We start from the raw sequence: 18,774 nt of genomic DNA on the forward strand, positions 1-18,774 counted from the left end.
CCCACTACTTTCCTCATCAATGATTACGATTCATTGTTTCAGAGTATCCTCATTTTCGGATTGCTTGAACATTTTCTCATAGTGATTCACACTATACATACATTAAGTCCTTCGTTATCTAGGCTGGATAACTAATATGACCTCAGCTGACTTCTTGTGATAAACCTTTTTCGACCGATGCTACCATCCCTGATTTTAAAGTTTATTGGACTTCATCGTTCACAAGACCTCCCGGGGTAAGACATACATCTCTTTCCTATCTTCACAAGTTCCTGATTTACTGTCTTGGTTTTACGTTTACCTTTTGGACTTTGGTTTGTTTCGCAACCTTATCCACCATTTAGCCTCATCAGGTTTCTGTTCGTAACCTCGAAGATTTTGCTACACCACTTCCTTCACCCTTAACATCACTGCTAACGACTTGTGGTTCACTACACTTGGCGGTAAATACCCGTGGTTGGATTTTCACCAACTAGATGTATGCCATGCCCGGCACACGAAAACAGGAGCGCACCGGCTTGCGGCGCGTCCTGCACTGATCAATCCAGTCTTCCAGCCGGGCCTGCAGCGCGGCTTCGTCCGACTCCGAAAAATGCGGGGTCCGCACTATTCCTCATCGCTGTCCAGGCTGATTTCACCGTGGACGGCAATGGACTTCGGCGTGCACAAAATGACGTTGTGGCCGATCTTCTGAATCGTTCCGTCCAGCGCGAACACAACGCCCGTTAAAAAGTCGATCGTGCGCTGCGCGTATTCCCGCTGCAGCCGGTGCAGATTGACAACGGCGGCGCGTCTTTCCTTCAAATGCTTCGCGACTTCCTCGGCTTCGTCAAACGAACGCGGCTCAAACAAAACCATTTTCGTATCCGAAGCGAGCTTGGTTACGCCTTTCGTCTGCGGCTGTTCATATTTGACGGGAACGGCGATCTCGTCTTCTTCTACTTCCAGTTCTTCCTCATCGTAATCATCGTCGACCGGAGCGATGAAATTCTTCATTTTATCTAATACTCCCATGGTTTGCACCTTCCTTTAGTTCTCGTTCATTATATCATAAATCTGCGCAAGGGAATACCGAGTTCACAGAAATGAAAGGATTTCAACCGCCTTTTTCACACGAATTTTAGCGAAAAAGAACGAAATTCCGGCTTCTGTTTTCCAAAGCTTTCCAGCCGTTTACTCCTTCCCCTTGCCGCTCTTGGTCCGCGGATGGATCAGGATCACATCTTCACCGACGCTGACGACCTGATCCAGGCAGACGATGATCCGCGCCGGCGGAAATAAAAACGCGAACAACGAACGAAGCCAGCCGGTATTCCTGCCGACGAGAAACGATTGAACCTGGTAGTTGGTCAGCGATACGTCCAAATCTTCGACGCGGCCGATCAGGGTGCCGTCCTGAACATTGACGACCTGTTTGTCCTGCAGTTCACTGAATTTCATAGTTATCACCTGTTTTCAGTGTATGCCGCCGGCGGATTTTTGTGCAAACGATCGAATCGACTCTAAAAAAATCGAAAAGGGTCAGAAATTCTTTTTCAGACATTGCAGCGCGCTTTTTTCCAGGCGCGACACCTGGGCCTGGGAAATTCCCAGTTCAGAGGCGATTTCTGTCTGCGTCTGGCCTTGATAGTAGCGCTTGTTGATAATCTGGGCTTCCTTATCGCTCAAATGCTTCATGCTTTCCTTCAGTGCGATCAGACTGGAAAGCTTGCCGATCTCATCGTGATCATCCTTGATCTGATCCAGCAGGTACAACGTGTCGCCGTCGTCGTTGTAGATCGGCTCAAAGATGCTGACGACGCTCTGCAGCGATTCCAGACTTTCGGCGATCTCTTTTTCCTTGACGCCCATGATCTCCGCCAGTTCCGCCAGCGAAGGCTCACGCTGATTCGCATGGATGAACGCTTCTTTTTCCTTCAATACCTTGTATGCCAGATCCTTCAGATGCCGCGAGACCCGGATCATCTGGTTGTCCCGCAGATAACGCTTGATCTCGCCGATGATCATCGGGACGGCGTAGGTTGAAAAGCGGACTTCATGGGAAAGATCGAAATTATCAATCGCCTTGATCAGTCCGATGCAGCCGATCTGAAACAAATCGTCCATGTTTTCCGTGCGGTGCGCAAAGCGCTGGACGATCGACAGAACAAGCTTGAGATTGCCGTTGATCAGCTTCTCCTTGGCTGACAAATCGCCGTTTTGCAGCTGAACGAACAGCTCCGTCATCTGCTGACTCTTTAAAACCGGCAGCGTCGCCGTGTTGACGCCGCAGATCTCTACTTTATATTTACCCATTGACCCGGACCCTCCTGATGTGCGTAATGGAAGTTTTCCCGGCCCGCAGAGGAATATTCCCGCATTCCTCTGGCACTCTTTGGAAGAAAAGGGATGGTCATCCGGTCTGAAATTCGGTACAATAGATTCCAGAATGAGATCAGGAGGGACATCATGGGTTTTACAATCAGACAGGCGCAGCCGGAAGACTGCGCGACGATCGGCCGGTTCATCCGGCTGATTGCGGAATATGAAAAAATGAGCGATGAGGTCGTCTGGGACGACGCCACCCTTTACGACCAGCTGTTCGTCGAACGCCGGGCGGAAGTACTGTTAGGTGAGGAGGACGGTCAGGTCGTTGGCTTTGCATTGTATTTCCACAACTTCTCAACGTTTGTCGGCCGGAAAGGATTGTATCTGGAAGATTTGTACGTCCTGCAGGAAAAACGCGGCCGCGGCTACGGCAAAGCGTTCTTCAAACGGCTGGCGGAAATCGCCGTCGAGCGCCGCTGTGGCCGGATGGAATGGGTATGCCTCAACTGGAACGCTCCGTCGATCGCCTTTTATCAAAATCTGGGCGCAGAAGGCCTGACGGAATGGACGACCTGGCGGCTAAGCGAAGACAAGATCCGTCAGCTGGCTGGATTGTAAGCTGCGAAGTTTCATGATTTAAAATCATGGAGCATTATGAAAGCGGCCTGGCTGCCGGAAACATAGAAAAAAGAACAGAACTTTGATTTCAGAGTTCCGTTCTTTTTTTGATTTCCGGTTCAAGGTCGAAGCTGCGGCAAAGCTCGCCGCAGCCGGACTTCTTAGCGGCTAAGATCGATCCGCTCGACCTGCAGCTTCTGATCCTTAATTGTCAATATCATCATCGTCAGCTCCAGATTAAACCGCTTTCGCCCGCAGCTGCCGGGATTCAGCCAGCGCACCGTTTTAAGCTGCTCGTCGCAAAACTGGTGGGAATGACCGAAAATTTTCAGATCAGCCCGCACGCAATCCAGCGAACGTCGGCTGTGCGCCATCGCAATATGCAGCCCTCCGCAGTCAAACTCGTCGATAGTAGGCAGCCGTTCAAAAAAAGGATCTTCGTCATTGTTGCCCTGCACGCCGCGCAGCGGTTTCAGCGCGTTCAGCGCTTCCCAGATTTCCGGTTCGCAGAAATCGCCCGCATGCCAGATTGCATCGCAAGTTTTTAACAGTTCGATTACCTGCGGACGCAGGACGTTGTGCGTATCCGAGATCAAACCTATCCGCATTGCCGCTCATCCTCCCTCGTGTCCCTTATTATACGCCAAACCCAAAAAAAACCGCAGCGAATCCGGCCTTATTTGCGGATTTCTGCGGTTTTTTACCATTTATTCGACGGCGGTTTCCTTCGCCTTGTTCGCCTTGATGACCTTCAGGCGGGAGAATTCCTCACGGTCTTTTTCTTCCAGCGATTCTGTGATGAATTTCACGGTCGCTTCCAGATTCGGAATACTGATATTCTTCAGCGCGTTGGCCCGCTTCTGCGTCTTGCGGATCGCATTAGCCAGCCGGTACACGCTGTTGTCGACCTCCGCCAGGATGATCGTCAGCTCCTTGACGCGGTGAAACTGCAGGTACGCTTCATCGACACGGGAGTTCGTGCCTTCAAAGCCATACTCCATTTTCGTTTCCGACGGTTCGATGCTGACGGACGGCACCTCAACGCCCATGACTGAGCGGTAGGTGACATGCACGCCGGTTTCGACATGCACGCTGGCGGCGATATCGGAGATAATGCCGGTTGAGACGTTGGCCTGCTGCAGAAGATAATACGCCGTCGCATAGCTCTGGGTAATCTCGTCACGCAGCATTTTAACTTTATCGACTAACTGCATCATTTCGCGGATCAGCACGTTCCGTTTGCGGTCCAGCAGATCATAGCCCATCCGGGCCAGCGCCAGCGACTTTTTGGACGCGATCAGGTTGCCCTTGGTCGGGAATACCTTGTTTTCCATAAGCCTACTCCTGACCGCTTAGATTCAGCATCCGCGCGGCCCGCTTCGGATCGTAATTTCCCTTGATGACTTCCGGATCCAGACGATCCAGCGCTTCGATCGGCAGCGTGGACAACAGCGCCCAGCCCAGATCCAGCGTTTCGTTGATCGAACGCTTGGAATCAAAGCCCTGACCGACGAAGACCTTCTCAAACAGCCGGCCGAACGCCATGTATTTCTTATCCATATCCGACAGCTCATCCTCGCCGATAACCGAAGCCAGCGAGCGCGCGTCCTGCACCTTGGCATAGCAGGCGAACAGCTGGTTGGACACGTCGGCATGATCCTTGCGGGTATAGCCTTCGCCGATGCCGTCTTTCATCAGACGGGACAAGGAAGCCAACACGCCGATCGGCGGATAAATCCCGGTCTGATGCAGCGAGCGGTCCAGTACGATCTGGCCCTCGGTGATATAGCCCGTTAAGTCCGGAATCGGATGGGTGATGTCGTCGTTGGGCATCGTCAGGATCGGAATCTGCGTGACTGAGCCTTCCACGCCCTCGACAATCCCCGCTCTTTCATACAGCGAAGCCAGATCGGAGTACAGATATCCCGGATATCCCTTACGGCCCGGAATCTCGCCCTTGGAACTGGACACTTCACGCAGCGCCTCACAATATGAGGTCATATCCGTTAAGATGACCAGAATGTGCATGTTCTTTTCAAACGCCAGATACTCCGCGGCCGTCAAAGCACAGCGCGGGGTCAGCGTCCGTTCGATAATCGGATCGTTGGACAGATTGATGAACATGACGACCTTTTCCATGACGCCGGTTTCCTCAAAGCTGCGCTTGAAGTAATCGGCGACGTCGTTCTTGACGCCCATCGCGCCGAACACGATGCCGAAGTTCTTCCCATCACCCTCGGCCAGCTGCGCCTGCCGGACGATCTGAACGGCCAGCTTGTCATGCGGCATACCGGAGCCGGAAAAAATCGGCAGCTTCTGCCCGCGGATCAGCGTGTTTAAACCGTCAATCGCAGAAATTCCGGTGTTGATATAATTGCGCGGATATTTCCGGGCAACGGGATTGAGCGGCTGACCGTTGATATCCAGACGCTTCTCCGCGTACACCTCGCCCAAACCGTCGATCGGCTCGCCCGCGCCGTTGAAGATCCGGCCCAGAATTTCCTGGGACACCGCCAGCTCCATCGGATGACCTAACAGACGGGTCTTGTTGTTGATTTTGGATAATCCGGTCGTGCCTTCAAACACCTGAATGATCGCGCGTCGGCCCTCGATCTGGACGACACGGCCGCTGCGCACGGAGCCGTCGGTCAGCTCAATTTCAACCATTTCTTCATTGCTGACGTCCTCGACGTTGTCCAGGGCAACAAGAGAACCGTTGATTTCATTCAAACCCATTAATTGAACGCTCATCTGTTTTCTCCTCCTATTCCACCTGGGCCAGAGCCTGATCGATCATCTCAAAATAACCGTCCAGAAGCTCCAGCTGATCATTCGGCACGTCGTATTTAATCTTGACGACCTTGTCGATAATTCCGGTCTTGGCAATCAGCGATACCGGAATCCGCCTGGCCACCAGCTTTTTGGCCTGTGCGTTGAGATACGAGATAATCTTCAGCATCTTGAACTGCTTCTCAAACGGCACGTAGGTATCGGCTGGATGGTAAGCATTCTGCTGCAGATAGCCGACGCGGATCACTTTGGCGATTTCCATCGTCAGCTTCTGATCTTCCGGCAGCACGTCGGAGCCGATCAGCTTGACGATTTCCATCAGCTGATTCTCTTCATGCAGGATCGCCTGAATTTCCTGACGCAGCGCGTTGAATTCATGGTCGACGTTCTTGTCGTACCAGCGTGCCAGATCGTCCAGATATTCGGAATAGCTGTCGTTCCAGTTGATCGCCGGATAGTGACGGGCATATGCCAGCGACTTATCCAGCGCCCAGAAGCAGCGCACAAACCGCTTGGTATTCTGGGTGACCGGCTCGGAGAAGTCCGCGCCCTGCGGCGAGACTGCGCCGATAATCGTGACGGAACCCTCGGCTCCGTTTAAGGTTTCGATATAGCCCGCACGTTCATAGAACTGCGAGATCCGCGACGGCAGATACGCCGGGAAGCCTTCTTCCGCCGGCATTTCTTCCAGACGTCCAGAAATTTCACGCAGCGCTTCCGCCCACCGGCTGGTGGAGTCGGCCATGATCGCGACGTGATAGCCCATATCGCGGTAATATTCCGCCAGCGTGATGCCGGTGTAAATGCTCGCTTCACGCGCCGCGACCGGCATGTTGGACGTATTGGCGATCAAGACTGTCCGCGCCAGCAGCGGCTTGTTGCTTTTCGGGTCGATCAGGTCCGTGAATTCCTCCAGAACCTGAGTCATTTCGTTACCGCGCTCGCCGCAGCCGACATACACGATGATGTCGGCGTCGCACCATTTCGCCAGCTGATGCTGGGTCATCGTCTTGCCCGAGCCAAACCCGCCCGGAATGGCGGCTGCGCCGCCCTTGGCGATCGGGAACAGCGTGTCGATGACGCGCTGACCGGTGATCAGCGGACGGGTGATCGGCTTGCGATAGCCGACCGGCCGCGGATTGCGGATCGGCCATTTCTGAGTGAGCGTCAGCGCATGTTCTTCGCCCTGATCGTCACGGATCCGCACGATCTCGTCGTTGATATGAAATTGACCGTTTTCAGCGACGAAAATGACCTCGCCTTCCGGAAGCATCGGACTGAGCATGCAGCGATGCTCGATCAGCTCGGTTTCCGGGCAGGTCGCGTAGATCTGTCCCGGACGCAAACGGTCGTGCAGCTTGACCTGCATCGTCACGTCCCACAGTTTTTCTTCATCCAGCGGGGAAACCGTCGTTCCGGCGGCAATGAACGCGCCTTCGGTTTCCATCAGCTCTTTTAACGGACGTTCGATGCCGTCGAAGATATTTTTCAGAATTCCCGGCCCCAGCGTCGCAGACAACAGAGATCCGGAAGGCCGAACCGGTTCGCCCGGTTTCAGACCCGTGGTGGATTCGTACACCTGAATCGTCGTGTACTGTTCATCAATGCCGATGACTTCCCCCATCATTTCCTTATTGCCGACAAAGACCATCTCCTGCATGGAAAAGTCTTTGGAATCCTTGACGGTGACAACCGGTCCGTTGATTGAATAGATCAAATTGTTATTCAATGTCTTCACCTCGGTTTTTGTCGTATTACAATGTGAATCCGGAATTGTTCTGGAACCACTCTTTCTGATTTCTTAATGCGTTGTCCAGCGTTTCGTCGATCTCAAAGCCCTCTGACGGACACATAAAGCGCCATCCGCCAAATTCCAGATACGCTGTTTCCACCGACTGAGAAAAGCCCTTGCGCTTTAAGATTTCGCGCATCAGCGCTTCGTCCTGTTCGCGCACGATGAACGTTCCGGCCTTGCCGGCGATCTTCGCGTGCTTATCCAGCTTCTTTTCGAGTAAATCCGCGTAAGCGGAGGAAGCCACGAACGCTTTCAGCTCGTCAGCCACGTGGTCAAACAGTTCCGCGGCCATCGCCTGGCGCTGCGCCAGCAGATCCCGCTTGATTTTCAGCTTGGCTTGGGAGGTCTTCGTGGCTTGCAGCAGCTCCAGCTCGCTGATTTCTTTTTCTTCGTAGTGCCCGGTTTCCTTATGCAGCGATTCCGTGAAGAAATGAATCTCCTCGTCCTGCAGCTGCTGCACCTCAGAATGAATCTGATCGGTAACCAAGCCGGCCTGATCCTGAATGTCCTCCAGGATAGCCGTGAGCGCTTCTGTCTTCTCTGCCATTGTTTTCACCTCACAATTTGATGCCGATCGCTTCGCTGATGTAGCGGTCGATCGTTTCTCCGATTTTGGCTGACCCGTGACGATCTGGAATTTCGACCAGCAGCGGCTTGGACAGCCGCAGCTTGTAATCGGATACCACGTCCGGGCAGGTGTTGACGATTTTCGTCGTCATTAACACGATCGCGATCTCGGGGTTTTCAATCGCTTTGTTCAAAGCGGCCAGCACCTCGTCCCGTTCGTGGACCACGACGCCTTCGACCCCGGCTAAGCGCATGCCCATCTGGGTATCAATATTGTCACTGATCAAATAAAGTTTCATGACAATCCCCGATCTTACAGCTTATTGATGATCAGGATGGAAATCAGCAGACCGTAGATCGCAACACCTTCGCCCAACGCGACGAAGATGATCGCCTTACCAAAGTTTTCCGAATTCTCCGAGATCGCTCCGATCGCTGCCGGAGCCGCGGAAGCCACCGCCCAGCCGGCGCCGATTGCCGAACAGCCCGTCGCCAGCGCCGCTGCAATAAAGCCCATCCCCTGAGCTAAAGTGCCGGTGATGGAATTGGCGGCCGCCGTACCTTCCGCCAGCGCATGGACGCCGCCGAACTGGAACAGGACAGCTAAGACGAAGACGCCGCCGAAGACGCAGATCTGCGCGATCAGCTTGGTTTTCAGGTTTTCAGCGGAAGCGCCCTTTTTGTAGATGAAGAACAGCGGAGCGATCACCAGGATCACGGCGATCAAAGGCAGCAGCATTTCAAGTAATGTTAACATGGTTTATTTTCCTCCTTATGCATTTTCCGATGAGATCATCGTAAATTTCTTCCCGTTGCCGACAAAGTAGCGGCTGAACATTTCATAATATTCCAGACGCAATGTCTGAATGCCGACGATCAGACCTTCTAAGCCCATGACAAACAAGTTGCCCAGCACGAAGACGACCGGTCCGGCGTTGCCGGTCATTTTGACCAGCGTCATGACGACGAGCATCATGCCGGCATGGCTCAGAACGAAGCCGCCGACACGCAGGTAAGACAGGGAATTGGTGACGAAGCTCAGGATGATTTCCAGCACTTCAAACACTTCTTCCAGCACGAAGTTGCCCCAGCCCTGATGCGGCGTCAGCCCCTCGCCCTTCATTAAGCCGTTTAACGGTTCCTTCATGAAGAACAGGACGACCGGCACGCCGATGAACAAAATCATGAGCGGCTTGCTTCCCGGATTAAACGGCAGCATATCCGGCATGAACATGCCGATCAAAAACAGAATGATATAGCCGTAGAAAATAAATCCGGCCACGCCGTTCTGCGAGAACAGCGCTTCCGCCATCTCTTTGCGCTTGATATTCAGATAGATATTGATGATCATCGTCATCAGGATCAGCACTGCGCCGATCGCAACCGCGCCGATCAATAACGGCATCGTCGCGCTGGCGTCCATGACCTCAAACAGCTTCTCGCGAACGCCGAACAGGCTCTGATGCACTGGATTGAGCAGTGTTTCCACGCCGAAGACTGATCCGAACAGGAAGCCGAAGATCATCGACGTCAATCCCGCCCGGCCGACGATGCCGGCCAGCCGGTTATGCTTGATTTTTTCCAGCAGCAGACCGCCGATCAGAAGCAGCGCGCCCTGACCGAGATCGCCGAACATGATGCCGAACAACAGGCAGAACGTGACGGCCACAAACGGCGTCGGATCCAGGTCATGATAATTCGGCAGACCATACATCTCGACGAACATCTCGAACGGACGGAACAGCCAGACGTTGTGCAGCATCGTCGGCGGCACCAGCTGCGGCGCCGTTTCCGGTTCAGCCAGATCAACGCGGACATTCAGCCCGTCAAACAGCCGGACAAACTGATCCGCTGTTTTTGCCGGCACAAAGCCAGCCAGCTGATAGTCGTCCTGCACCTGCACGACATAGCGGTACAGCTTACGGATTTCGCTGGTATACGCACAATAGGAATAAACCTCCGTCAGCTTTTCCTTATACTGTTCCAGGATTTTCTTTCCGTCGATGCGTGGAATTGGAATTTCCTCAATGAACAGGCTTTCCATACATTTTCTGACTTCTTTAACGAAGGTGTTGGACGTCGCATACAGGATCCAGACGTACTGGCCGCTTTTATGCAGCTCCTCAACGACGAAGTTCTTCTTTTCGATCAGGCTCAGCTTTTTGAAGCTTTCCGCCGGCAGACGGCCCATTCCGAACGAAATATACTGGCACTCATGCATCGCCTCAAATCCATAGCTCCGCACTTTTTCCAAAGCGATTTCATCGTTGCCCGTCAAGGTCATCAGCTCGTGCGTATCCGCGATCATCGCAAACTGCTCGTTGACTTCCTTGATAAACGCTTCAATTTCCGCTTCTTCATAGCTGCGGCTGACCGGTCCGGCTTTCAGCTCGAAACCGACGCTATGGCCAATATTTTTCAGCTGGTTCAGGTATTCGTTGTAGACATTTTCGTCCTGCAGCGCCTTGCCGCCGTTCTCATCGTTGATCAGATGCGCCGCCGGTTCCGGATGGAACTGAGCGCAGGATACGCAGCGTTTCAGCACGTCCTGAAACTGATCGGCTCCGGCATGCACCGTCGCCAGCTTCATTTTTACGATTGACATAAGCTCCCCCTTTCTTCTTAATAAATCAACAGCCGGTTAATCTTATCGGCCGGGATTCCATAGCGGACACCCTCGATAATATCAACGACGTTTTGAATTTCCGTTTCCGACAATACCAGATACGCGATCAGCACGATGTCCGGATTGGTCGAAAACATCATGTGCCGCTTGTTCAGGTTATAATTGATCGACTGCGCGTGATATTCAATGTACGCGAAGTTGGAGGAATCCAGATAGTTGTGATAGGCGGAACGGGCCAGCCGTTCCATGAATTCCTCAGCGTTGCAGTGATCGATCATATCCTCCAATTCCCGCTTCGGTATCCGCAGGTAAACCGGATTGATGACTTTTTTGATCTGCGCGGGCGTCGCGTTGAAATACCGTTTGGAACGATAGATCCGCGTGATGTTGTCCAATTCGATCTGGGTCAGGAAAATCTCCCGGATCTCCTTTTTCACCTTGCCGCTGAACTCCTGATCGACGATCTTCATGACCTGATCATAGAAATACTTCTGCAGGACGCTTTCGCAGGCCGTATAATCAAACTCCTCCATGTCCGTCACGGAGAATGGACGGATCAGATCGGCATACGGCGTTTTATCCAGCACTTCCAGCAGCGCATTGAAATCGCGCACCTGAGCCAGCGCCCGGATATCGAACGACGTACTCTTTTCGATATACAGCGGCAGCTCGCCGATCATCTTGTAGTTGTCCTCATCATTAAAGGCGCGGATGCAGGCCATGATCTGCTCAACCTCGCTCATCATGATGCCGTAGCGATAAAACTTATCCCCACTGGTACTGGCATACCGTAAAAGCCGGGACAGCCGGGTTCCCAGATCGCGCCGGATCAGCATTTCCAGCTGACCGCGGTGCAGCCCGGTTTCACTGTATCCTTCCAGCGCTTCCCGAAACAGCGTTTCGTTTTTAAGATAAGAAGCGATTTCCGGAATTGATTTCTTCTGCAGCAGCTGCTGGTAATCCGAAGCCGTCAGCCGTTTTCCAAACATCGCCTTGGCTTTGGTCGCCATTGCTGCATTCGATGCGGTTCCCATGGCACCCCTCCTTTTTAACTAGGTCGTATGCTGGACGTTCAAATTTCCAGGCAACGGCGAACCAGTTCTTTCTGCCATTCCTCTTTTTTCTCCAGATAATGAGCCTGAAGCCGCTTCAGCTCCTGCTCATATTCCTTCAAATTCTCGGATTCCACCTGGCTGATCTGATAATCCAGCTCGGCTTTTTTTGCGTCGACCCGCTGATGAACTTCTTTCCACGCGTCTTCGCTGATCTGCTTTTCCGTATCGGCAATTTTCCGCTTCAGCTCAAATTTCATCCGATGCGCTTCTTCTACCGCTTTTCGCGTCTTCTGATCCGCTTGAATCAGATCCAGGATCTCAGATTCCATAGCACGACCTCCCTCCTTGTTTAAAGCACGCCACTTAGTATATTCCTTTCAAAATCAATTTTCAATCATGGAAAAAATGAAACCTTTAATTTTACTGCATTGACTAAAAATCGTACCAATGTTGCGAATGATATCCTTAAAAATTTGGAATGAAATATGACAATTTTGTGAAATTAGTTTCATCTTTCGTGCGGGATTTGATATAATAGCCCCCGAGGTAGCGTATGAAAAAAAATCTTAAATCTTTATTGAGCTTCACTTTGGCGGCGTTGATTTTCAGCGCCGGGTGCGCCTTTTTTTCTGACAATCCGTTATTGATGTTTATCGACGTTCTGTCGATCCTCAGTCTGGTTCTGCTTGTCGTGGGACTGGTGGAGTTTTTGATTCACGGTGGTTATTTTGATTTTCTGTCCTATTCGTTTTCGTCGGCGAAGAACCTGTTGATGCGCCATCCCGAAACGCAGCCGCAGCGGTATTTCGATTACGCGCAGAAACAGAAAGCACGGCGGAAAGACAGCGGACACTTCGTGTTAAAGCTGGCCGGCCTGCTTCTGACGTTGAGTATTTTATTAACGATCTTCTATGAAGTGATCTGAATGAGAAGGGAATCGATTCATCGTCATTTTGAACGCCTTTGAATTTTTTTGCATTTCTTTTCATTTAGGACTCGATTTTTTGAAAAGAATTTTGTATAATAAGAAGGCACACGGAGAAATACCCAAGTGGCCGAAGGGACCAGTTTCGAAAACTGGCAGAGGTGAAAGCCTGCGGGGGTTCGACTCCCTCTTTCTCCGCCATATGTAAATAAAGCTCTCATTCGAGAGCTTTTTTCGTATTTTCCCAAACGCGGGTCCCCGCAGGCGGCAGCGCGATCAGGGATCCTTGAAGCGGATCATGGCAAAAAAAGAGATTTCCTGCCAACTTTCCTTTACCAAGTTTCGAGCCTGACTTATAGTTTCAATCGCCGGATTTAACTGAAATTTCATCAGAAGATCAAGCACTCTTCTGGTTGCGGCGGCAGTCTTGAAACCGAAGCATAACCCGTAATGTGATCTGTCCCTTGGCAACAAACTTTCTTCTTTACTTTTACCTGTAAAAAAGGACATGGCTTCCCACATCCTTTTATAAAAAATGAAGACTACGCTAACAAGACGGCGCGCAGCGCATTGAGGAAAAACTCCGGCTGGTCGATCATCGTATTATGTCCGGCATTCGGAATCAGGATCAGCTGCTTCCGCGGCGCTTCGATCCCCGCGAAGTATTCCTGCGCGATCGGATACGGCGTCTGCCAGTCCTGATCGCCTAACAAATAGTACACTGGGACTTCGTAATGCCGATCCAGTGCTTCCAGATCAAAGCTCATCAGTTCCTGAAGCAACGGCAGCTGCAGCTTGAAATCAAGGTTGAAGTAGACTGAGAACTCGCCAGGGTTGACATCGGGCGCCACCAGCATTTGCCACAGAGCTTTCAGCGAGATTGGAGCAGCGAGATGATATTTCCGCTGCAGCCTGCGCACGGCCATCATTTTATCCATCATTTCCTGATCAAATTGCGTTTGGGGATACGGCGTCAGTGCCAACAGCCGTTGGACGTCGTGATCCGCTCCGGCGATCCGCGCTTTCTGCAGCACTTTCTGATAGCCGGTTTCTTCGTTGCGCCGCATACTGACGACCTGACCGACGCCGACGTAAGCTTTCACGCGGTCAGGATACTTGCGAACAAACATCGTGCCCAGCACGCTGCCCCAGGAATGACCGAGAATGAAAATCTTATCCTGATGATATTGCGCACGCAGCACATCGCAGATCTCACGCGTGTCCTCGATCAGCTGATCCAGCGTCAGCGAAGAAGCCAGCTCCTCCTTCTGATCGGCGTTGATCTGCAGCGTCTTGCCGCACAGCCGCTGATCCCAATTCACCACCGTGAAATACTTTTCCCATTCGCGCTGATACAGATAGCGCGTCGGCATCGCGGATTCGCCCGGCCCGCCGTGCAGAACTAACAGCACCGGATTTTCATCGTTCTCCGTGCGGTGCACCAGATACTGTTGAATCCCATTGATCATCCGGTATTCCTTCAGCTCAAACCCGGCGTCTTGATCAAAACGCTGCTTTCGCTGATTAGCCTTGCGCTGCACGGCATACGCCGTTCCCACCGCAGCGGCGGCGCCGAAAGTTGTCAGTAAACATTTCGTACTGAGTTTCATGTATGAAGTCCTCCTTTACTGGATTACCCGTTCCACGCTGACCACGCTGTTCACCTTTTTCAGATTGGCGATCAGCGTTTTTAAATGATCGTAATCATCGACCAGCAGCATGATTTTTGTCGATACCGTCAATTCTTCCTGATTGACGGAGGAATTGATATTCTGCAGCGATGCCTTGCATTGCGAGATGACCGTCATCAAATCAGTTAACAGGAAATTGCGGTCGTGGCTGTAAATCTGAATCGTCGCTTCATATTTGCGCGGTTCGCGGCGGTCGTCCCATTCCACGTCGATCAGCCGCGATTTCTCGTTGGCGACGTTCGGACAATCCCGGCGGTGAACCTTGACGCCGTTGCCCTTGGAGATATAACCGACGATTTCATCGCCCGGGATCGGGCTGCAGCAGCCGGCCAGCGAAATCATCATCGACTCGATGCCCGGCACGATAATCCCGGATTTGCTCGGCGCTTTGCGGGCTGGAGAAAACGACCGGCTGACCGTTTCATTATCCAGAATGATCGGTTTTTTCTGATTTGTCAGCTTTTCAATGACGCTGATCACCGAGATCGACTTCACGGCGATCCCGTACATCAGATCGGTATAGGAGCCGACCTGAAACGCCGTCAGAATGCTTTCAATCTTTTTCCGTTCAAAATAATCCTTTTCCGGATAGCCGCGTTTTTTCAGCTCGTCGCGGATGATCTGTTCGCCCCGTTCGATAAACTCCTGTTTCTTCTCGACTTCCTTCTTCTGCAGAAAGCCGCGGATCTTGTTTTTCGCATGGTTGGTCTTGACAAATTTCAGCCAGTCCTCGCTTGGGCCCGCGGACTGCTTGGACGTCTTGATCTGCACGACGTCGCCGGTTTTTAACGGCGTGTTCAGCGGCACCAGCGTTTCGTTAACCATCGCGCCGACGGTGGAATGGCCGACCTCGGTATGCACACGGTAGGCGAAGTCAATCGGCGTGGAGCCGTTAGGCAGCTCGATGACCCGCCCTTTCGGCGTCATGACATAGACGTTCGCCTCAAAGATATCCTTCTGCAGCGTATCCATGTATTCGTTGGGATCATCGCTGAGATCGCCGGTCAGCGCCGACAGATCACGGAACCACGACAGCTTCTGTTCGATTTCACGCTGTTCCTTATGCGGATCATACTTCGTGCCTTCCTTGTAGCGCCAGTGCGCCGCAATGCCCATCTCGGCGATACTGTCCATCTCCTCGGTGCGGATCTGAATCTCAAAAATGCGCCCTTCATCGCCGACGATCGTCGTGTGCAGCGACTGGTACATGTTCGATTTCGGCACCGCGATATAGTCCTTCAAGCGACCGGGAATCGGGCGGTAAGCGGCGTGGATATAGCCGAGGATTTCATAACAGTTCAGCTTGGTCTGAGTAACGATCCGGATCGCTAACAAATCGAGGATTTCCTCAAACCGTTTGTTCTTCGTCTTCATCTTTTTGTAGATGCTGTAAAGATGCTTACTGCGGCCGAAAATCCGGAATTCGATGTTTTTTTCCTGCAGCATTTCAGAAATGTCGCGGATCATGTGCTTGACCTGCTCGTCCCGCATCGCCTTTTTCTCTTCGACCAGATGTGCGATCTCATAGTATTTCTCGCGGTCGAGATAGTAAAAGCTGAGATCCTCCAATTCGTTTTTGATCTCGCTGATACCTAAGCGGTGGGCGATCGGCGCGTAGACCTGCAGCGTTTCCGCCGCGATCTTCTGCTGCTTTTGCGGCGGCATGTACTGCAGCGTGCGCATGTTGTGCAGCCGGTCGACCAGCTTGATCACGATTACGCGGATATCGTTGGCCATCGCGATAAAGATCTTACGATGATTCGCCGCCTGATATTCCTTCTCGTCCTTAAATTTCAGATTGCCGATCTTGGTGACCCCTTCCACCAGCATCGTGATTTCCTCGTCGAAATCCGCGCTCATCTGCTCGGCCGAAACGCCGCAGTCCTCCAGCACGTCGTGCAGAAGCCCCGCGCAGATCGTCCGCGGTCCGACCTTCATCGTCGCCAGGATATAACCCACCTGGGCGGCGTGGATCATATACGGTTCCCCGCTGCGGCGGAATTGCCCCTGATGGTGTTCCTGCGCATAGCGGTACGCCCTTTCGATCAGAGCCAGGCTGTCCGGCTCCTGGATGTAGGTCTTCACCTCATTCATCAGCTCATCCAGCGTGATCATCGTATTCCCTTTATCCACAACCCATTCCCCCTTTTTTGAGAAAAACCGAAGAGAATCCTCTTCGGCTTATTCGTAGGACATCAACGTAAAGACTTCGTAGCCCGCCAGCGCCTCGCGCCCTTTCAAGCCTTCCAGCTCGATCAGAAACGCACAGCCGACAACCACGCCGCCCAGTTCTTCGATCATTTTAATCGTGGCCTGAACGGTGCCGCCGGTCGCCAAGAGATCGTCGACGATCAGCACTTTCTGCCCCGGCTTGATCGCGTCCTTGTGCATGTGCAGTTCGTTGGATCCATATTCCAGATCGTAGCGGTAGCTGATCGTTTCACGCGGCAGCTTGCCCGGCTTGCGGACCGGCACAAAGCCGATATGCAGATTCGCGGCCACCGGACAGCCGAAGATGAAGCCGCGGGATTCTGGCCCTGCGATCACTTCCGCGCCGACCTGTTCGGCAAACTTCTGAATTTCTGATGTCGCCGCGTGGAACGCTTCGCCGTTGCTCATCAGCGGCGTAATATCGCGGAACAGCACGCCCGGCTGCGGGAAATCAGGAATTGAAGCAATATATTTTTTAAAGTCCATGGATGGATGCCTCCTATAATACCGTTATTATAACAAATTTTTATCAAATTGAACTGTTTTATTCAACAGTTTCCACAAGAATCGAGCACTTTTCCCGCCCGCGGAAGCGGTTGATCTGCAGCTGACCGATCCAGCTGACCGGATGCGGATTGTCCAGTTCCCGGTTAAAGCTGATCGCGTCGATCAGATCGACGCCGTTGGTCGTCTGCCATTTAGGATAAACTTCTTTCATTTTGGCGTATTGCAGAATCGTCAGCCCGCTGACCTCAAAGGTCACCGGCTCAAACTGCTGCCCAAACGGAGCCAACTGATCCAGCTCATGCAGCGCCGTCAGATTGATTTCCTGAGCGCTGACCGGCAATACCTGCAGCGTCGGCTCCTGCAGCGCTAAATTCAGCGTTTTCATTTTAGCCAGGATCGCCTGCCTCAACGGTTCCAGCTGATCCGCCGCGACTTCGATGCCGGCTGCCTGAGCATGGCCGCCAAACTGGATCAGATACCCGCGCAGATCCTCAAAGAAGGTCTGGATATCCAAACCCGGTACGCTGCGCACCGAACCTTTGTAGCCCTGAGCGCTGGGCGCCAGCACCAGCGTCGGCCGATGCGTTTCGTTCATGATCCGGCCCGCGACCAGACCGACGATGCCTTCGTGGAATTCCCCGTCCGCAATCACATGGAAAGGATCCTCAGGATGCATCTGTTCCATCGCCGTTTTGGTCATCTTGTCGCTCATCTGGCGGCGCTTCTGATTAATCTGGCGGATCTGCGCCGCCGCGGATTCGATCTGTGCCGGATCTTCCAGCAGCAGATAGCGCACGATGTTGTTGATATTGCACAGCTCGGCCAGCCGGCCAGCAGCGTTGAGCTTCGGCACGATCTGGTAGGCGACTTCTTTCTCCGTCCACAGCTCGCATTTCTTTTCATTGAGCGCTTCGATCGCCGTAAACTGGCGTTCGTTAAGATATTTCAGTCCCAGCCGCACCAGAATCCGGTTTTCTTCCCACAGCGGCATCATATCGGCAATCGTCGCGATCGCCGCCAGCATGATCGGACGTTTGCGCGGACCCGTCATCGCCATCGACAGCTGCAGCGCCACCCCGGCTCCGCAGCAATACTGCCATGGCCTGCCCATCCGCGACGGGTGCAGCAGCGTCAGACATTCAGGCTCCTGCTGGATTACGTGATGATCGGTGACGATCACTTCCACGCCCAGCTGCTTCGCCAAGGCCAGCGCGGGATGCGCCGCCACGCCGTTATCCACGGTCAGGATCAGCGAATAGCCCTTTTCCCTGGCCAGCTGCACGGTCTGCGCAGATAAGCCATAACCCTCGTTGAGCCGGTGGGGAACGTAAAACCCGTTGACAATTCCTGTTCGGTCAAGCGCCTCTTTCATGATTGCGGTCGCGCACAGGCCATCGGCGTCATAATCGCCGGCGATCAGCACTTTTTCATGCCGCTGACGCGCGGTGTCCAGCCGTTTTAAAATCTGCGTGAGTTCCGGGCTTTGGCAAGGATGCAGCGTCAGATCCGGATTCAGCACCTGACGGATTTGTTCATCGTCCTGGCAGCGGCAGGCCAGCACCTTCGCGCACAGTTCGCTGACGCCAAATTCCTGCCGGATCCGTTTTTCTTCGCCGTTGGTTTCAATTCGTTCAATTTTCATATTTTTCACCTGTATTGTTTATTTTATCATAAAATACGCT

21 protein-coding genes and 1 tRNA gene are annotated in these 18,774 nt (G+C 52.7%); 3 read left to right on the plus strand and 19 right to left on the minus strand.

Annotation, left to right across the window (positions count from 1 at the left end):
* Positions 1-472 precede the first annotated feature (472 nt).
* From BQ7364_RS18485 to sigG, 4 genes are all read right to left on the minus strand, one after another.
* The gene (locus BQ7364_RS18485) at positions 473-607 is read right to left on the minus strand and encodes a hypothetical protein (protein WP_255370383.1); all 135 of its coding nucleotides are present in this window, start codon (positions 605-607) and stop codon (positions 473-475) included.
* Complete coding sequence (locus BQ7364_RS04330; RefSeq protein WP_072683575.1) at positions 607-1,014, minus strand: cell division protein SepF; 408 nt, start codon at positions 1,012-1,014, stop codon at positions 607-609. The genes BQ7364_RS18485 and BQ7364_RS04330 overlap by 1 nt, the downstream gene beginning before the upstream one ends.
* Positions 1,015-1,173: 159 nt before the next feature.
* Positions 1,174-1,440 carry a YlmC/YmxH family sporulation protein gene (locus BQ7364_RS04335; RefSeq protein WP_072683576.1) on the minus strand — a complete coding sequence of 89 codons (267 nt, stop codon included), beginning with the start codon at positions 1,438-1,440 and terminating at the stop codon, positions 1,174-1,176.
* Positions 1,441-1,521: 81 nt separating this feature from the next.
* The gene (gene sigG, locus BQ7364_RS04340; protein ID WP_072683577.1) at positions 1,522-2,295 is read right to left on the minus strand and encodes an RNA polymerase sporulation sigma factor SigG; all 774 of its coding nucleotides are present in this window, start codon (positions 2,293-2,295) and stop codon (positions 1,522-1,524) included.
* A 153-nt stretch (positions 2,296-2,448) separates the two neighbouring features.
* On the opposite strand from sigG, the gene BQ7364_RS04345 reads away from it, so the two are divergent.
* Positions 2,449-2,925: a GNAT family N-acetyltransferase gene (locus BQ7364_RS04345; RefSeq protein ID WP_072683578.1), complete on the plus strand. Its 477-nt coding sequence runs from the start codon at positions 2,449-2,451 to the stop codon at positions 2,923-2,925.
* A gap of 161 nt (positions 2,926-3,086) precedes the next feature.
* On the opposite strand, the gene BQ7364_RS04350 is transcribed toward BQ7364_RS04345, so the two are convergent.
* The 10 genes from BQ7364_RS04350 to BQ7364_RS04395 all read right to left on the minus strand — a co-directional run bounded on the left by BQ7364_RS04350 (position 3,087) and on the right by BQ7364_RS04395 (position 12,087).
* Complete coding sequence (locus BQ7364_RS04350) at positions 3,087-3,533, minus strand: metallophosphoesterase family protein (protein WP_072683579.1); 447 nt, start codon at positions 3,531-3,533, stop codon at positions 3,087-3,089.
* Positions 3,534-3,632: 99 nt separating this feature from the next.
* Positions 3,633-4,259 carry a V-type ATP synthase subunit D gene (locus tag BQ7364_RS04355; RefSeq protein ID WP_006060818.1) on the minus strand — a complete coding sequence of 209 codons (627 nt, stop codon included), beginning with the start codon at positions 4,257-4,259 and terminating at the stop codon, positions 3,633-3,635.
* Between the two features lie 4 nt (positions 4,260-4,263).
* On the minus strand, positions 4,264-5,676 hold the full coding sequence (locus BQ7364_RS04360) for a V-type ATP synthase subunit B (RefSeq protein ID WP_072683580.1): 1,413 nt from the start codon (positions 5,674-5,676) through the stop codon (positions 4,264-4,266).
* A 13-nt stretch (positions 5,677-5,689) separates the two neighbouring features.
* The gene (locus BQ7364_RS04365; RefSeq protein WP_072683581.1) at positions 5,690-7,444 is read right to left on the minus strand and encodes a V-type ATP synthase subunit A; all 1,755 of its coding nucleotides are present in this window, start codon (positions 7,442-7,444) and stop codon (positions 5,690-5,692) included.
* A 25-nt stretch (positions 7,445-7,469) separates the two neighbouring features.
* Entirely contained in the window at positions 7,470-8,057 is a 588-nt protein-coding gene (locus BQ7364_RS04370; protein WP_072683582.1) for a V-type ATP synthase subunit E, read from the minus strand.
* A 10-nt stretch (positions 8,058-8,067) separates the two neighbouring features.
* A complete protein-coding gene (locus BQ7364_RS04375) occupies positions 8,068-8,376 on the minus strand; it encodes a V-type ATP synthase subunit F (RefSeq protein WP_072683583.1) in 309 nt (102 codons plus the stop codon).
* 14 nt (positions 8,377-8,390) lie between these two features.
* Positions 8,391-8,834: an ATP synthase subunit C gene (locus tag BQ7364_RS04380; RefSeq protein WP_006060813.1), complete on the minus strand. Its 444-nt coding sequence runs from the start codon at positions 8,832-8,834 to the stop codon at positions 8,391-8,393.
* Positions 8,835-8,849: 15 nt separating this feature from the next.
* Entirely contained in the window at positions 8,850-10,682 is a 1,833-nt protein-coding gene (locus BQ7364_RS04385; RefSeq protein ID WP_072683584.1) for a V-type ATP synthase subunit I, read from the minus strand.
* Positions 10,683-10,699: 17 nt separating this feature from the next.
* Complete coding sequence (locus BQ7364_RS04390) at positions 10,700-11,737, minus strand: V0D/AC39 family V-type ATPase subunit (protein ID WP_072683585.1); 1,038 nt, start codon at positions 11,735-11,737, stop codon at positions 10,700-10,702.
* Positions 11,738-11,775: 38 nt separating this feature from the next.
* Entirely contained in the window at positions 11,776-12,087 is a 312-nt protein-coding gene (locus tag BQ7364_RS04395) for a hypothetical protein (protein ID WP_072683586.1), read from the minus strand.
* A 224-nt stretch (positions 12,088-12,311) separates the two neighbouring features.
* Between BQ7364_RS04395 and BQ7364_RS04400 the strand changes: the two genes are divergently transcribed.
* Together BQ7364_RS04400 and BQ7364_RS04405 are read left to right on the plus strand one after the other, a co-directional pair.
* Entirely contained in the window at positions 12,312-12,683 is a 372-nt protein-coding gene (locus tag BQ7364_RS04400) for a DUF3899 domain-containing protein (protein ID WP_072683587.1), read from the plus strand.
* 112 nt (positions 12,684-12,795) lie between these two features.
* Positions 12,796-12,884: transfer RNA gene (locus BQ7364_RS04405), tRNA-Ser, on the plus strand.
* A gap of 75 nt (positions 12,885-12,959) precedes the next feature.
* Here the strand turns inward: BQ7364_RS04405 and BQ7364_RS04410 are convergent.
* The 5 genes from BQ7364_RS04410 to BQ7364_RS04430 form a co-directional block, all read right to left on the minus strand.
* On the minus strand, positions 12,960-13,205 hold the full coding sequence (locus BQ7364_RS04410; RefSeq protein ID WP_139248556.1) for a hypothetical protein: 246 nt from the start codon (positions 13,203-13,205) through the stop codon (positions 12,960-12,962).
* Positions 13,206-13,225: 20 nt separating this feature from the next.
* Positions 13,226-14,293, minus strand: a complete 1,068-nt coding sequence (locus BQ7364_RS04415; protein WP_083538426.1) for an alpha/beta fold hydrolase — start codon at positions 14,291-14,293, stop codon at positions 13,226-13,228.
* 15 nt (positions 14,294-14,308) lie between these two features.
* Positions 14,309-16,489, minus strand: coding sequence for a RelA/SpoT family protein (locus BQ7364_RS04420; protein ID WP_072683643.1), 2,181 nt, complete (start codon positions 16,487-16,489; stop codon positions 14,309-14,311).
* Positions 16,490-16,555: 66 nt separating this feature from the next.
* Entirely contained in the window at positions 16,556-17,071 is a 516-nt protein-coding gene (locus tag BQ7364_RS04425) for an adenine phosphoribosyltransferase (protein ID WP_072683589.1), read from the minus strand.
* 58 nt (positions 17,072-17,129) lie between these two features.
* Complete coding sequence (locus tag BQ7364_RS04430) at positions 17,130-18,734, minus strand: single-stranded-DNA-specific exonuclease RecJ (protein ID WP_072683590.1); 1,605 nt, start codon at positions 18,732-18,734, stop codon at positions 17,130-17,132.
* Positions 18,735-18,774 lie beyond the last annotated feature (40 nt).

It is taken from the genome of Holdemania sp. Marseille-P2844 (assembly GCF_900120005.1).
Classification (GTDB): domain Bacteria; phylum Bacillota_I; class Bacilli_A; order Erysipelotrichales; family Erysipelotrichaceae; genus Holdemania.

Excerpts from the sequence above, each read along its gene's own strand:
- BQ7364_RS04330 (WP_072683575.1), bottom strand. The coding sequence starts at position 1,014 with ATGGGAGTATTAGATAAAATGAAGAATTTCATCGCTCCGGTCGACGAT.
- BQ7364_RS04335 (WP_072683576.1), bottom strand. The coding sequence starts at position 1,440 with ATGAAATTCAGTGAACTGCAGGACAAACAGGTCGTCAATGTTCAGGAC.
- sigG (WP_072683577.1), bottom strand. The coding sequence starts at position 2,295 with ATGGGTAAATATAAAGTAGAGATCTGCGGCGTCAACACGGCGACGCTG.
- BQ7364_RS04345 (WP_072683578.1), top strand. The coding sequence starts at position 2,449 with ATGGGTTTTACAATCAGACAGGCGCAGCCGGAAGACTGCGCGACGATC.
- BQ7364_RS04350 (WP_072683579.1), bottom strand. The coding sequence starts at position 3,533 with ATGCGGATAGGTTTGATCTCGGATACGCACAACGTCCTGCGTCCGCAG.
- BQ7364_RS04355 (WP_006060818.1), bottom strand. The coding sequence starts at position 4,259 with ATGGAAAACAAGGTATTCCCGACCAAGGGCAACCTGATCGCGTCCAAA.
- BQ7364_RS04360 (WP_072683580.1), bottom strand. The coding sequence starts at position 5,676 with ATGAGCGTTCAATTAATGGGTTTGAATGAAATCAACGGTTCTCTTGTT.
- BQ7364_RS04370 (WP_072683582.1), bottom strand. The coding sequence starts at position 8,057 with ATGGCAGAGAAGACAGAAGCGCTCACGGCTATCCTGGAGGACATTCAG.
- BQ7364_RS04375 (WP_072683583.1), bottom strand. The coding sequence starts at position 8,376 with ATGAAACTTTATTTGATCAGTGACAATATTGATACCCAGATGGGCATG.
- BQ7364_RS04380 (WP_006060813.1), bottom strand. The coding sequence starts at position 8,834 with ATGTTAACATTACTTGAAATGCTGCTGCCTTTGATCGCCGTGATCCTG.
- BQ7364_RS04385 (WP_072683584.1), bottom strand. The coding sequence starts at position 10,682 with ATGTCAATCGTAAAAATGAAGCTGGCGACGGTGCATGCCGGAGCCGAT.
- BQ7364_RS04390 (WP_072683585.1), bottom strand. The coding sequence starts at position 11,737 with ATGGGAACCGCATCGAATGCAGCAATGGCGACCAAAGCCAAGGCGATG.
- BQ7364_RS04395 (WP_072683586.1), bottom strand. The coding sequence starts at position 12,087 with ATGGAATCTGAGATCCTGGATCTGATTCAAGCGGATCAGAAGACGCGA.
- BQ7364_RS04400 (WP_072683587.1), top strand. The coding sequence starts at position 12,312 with ATGAAAAAAAATCTTAAATCTTTATTGAGCTTCACTTTGGCGGCGTTG.
- BQ7364_RS04410 (WP_139248556.1), bottom strand. The coding sequence starts at position 13,205 with ATGTGGGAAGCCATGTCCTTTTTTACAGGTAAAAGTAAAGAAGAAAGT.
- BQ7364_RS04415 (WP_083538426.1), bottom strand. The coding sequence starts at position 14,293 with ATGAAACTCAGTACGAAATGTTTACTGACAACTTTCGGCGCCGCCGCT.
- BQ7364_RS04420 (WP_072683643.1), bottom strand. The coding sequence starts at position 16,489 with ATGATCACGCTGGATGAGCTGATGAATGAGGTGAAGACCTACATCCAG.
- BQ7364_RS04425 (WP_072683589.1), bottom strand. The coding sequence starts at position 17,071 with ATGGACTTTAAAAAATATATTGCTTCAATTCCTGATTTCCCGCAGCCG.
- BQ7364_RS04430 (WP_072683590.1), bottom strand. The coding sequence starts at position 18,734 with ATGAAAATTGAACGAATTGAAACCAACGGCGAAGAAAAACGGATCCGG.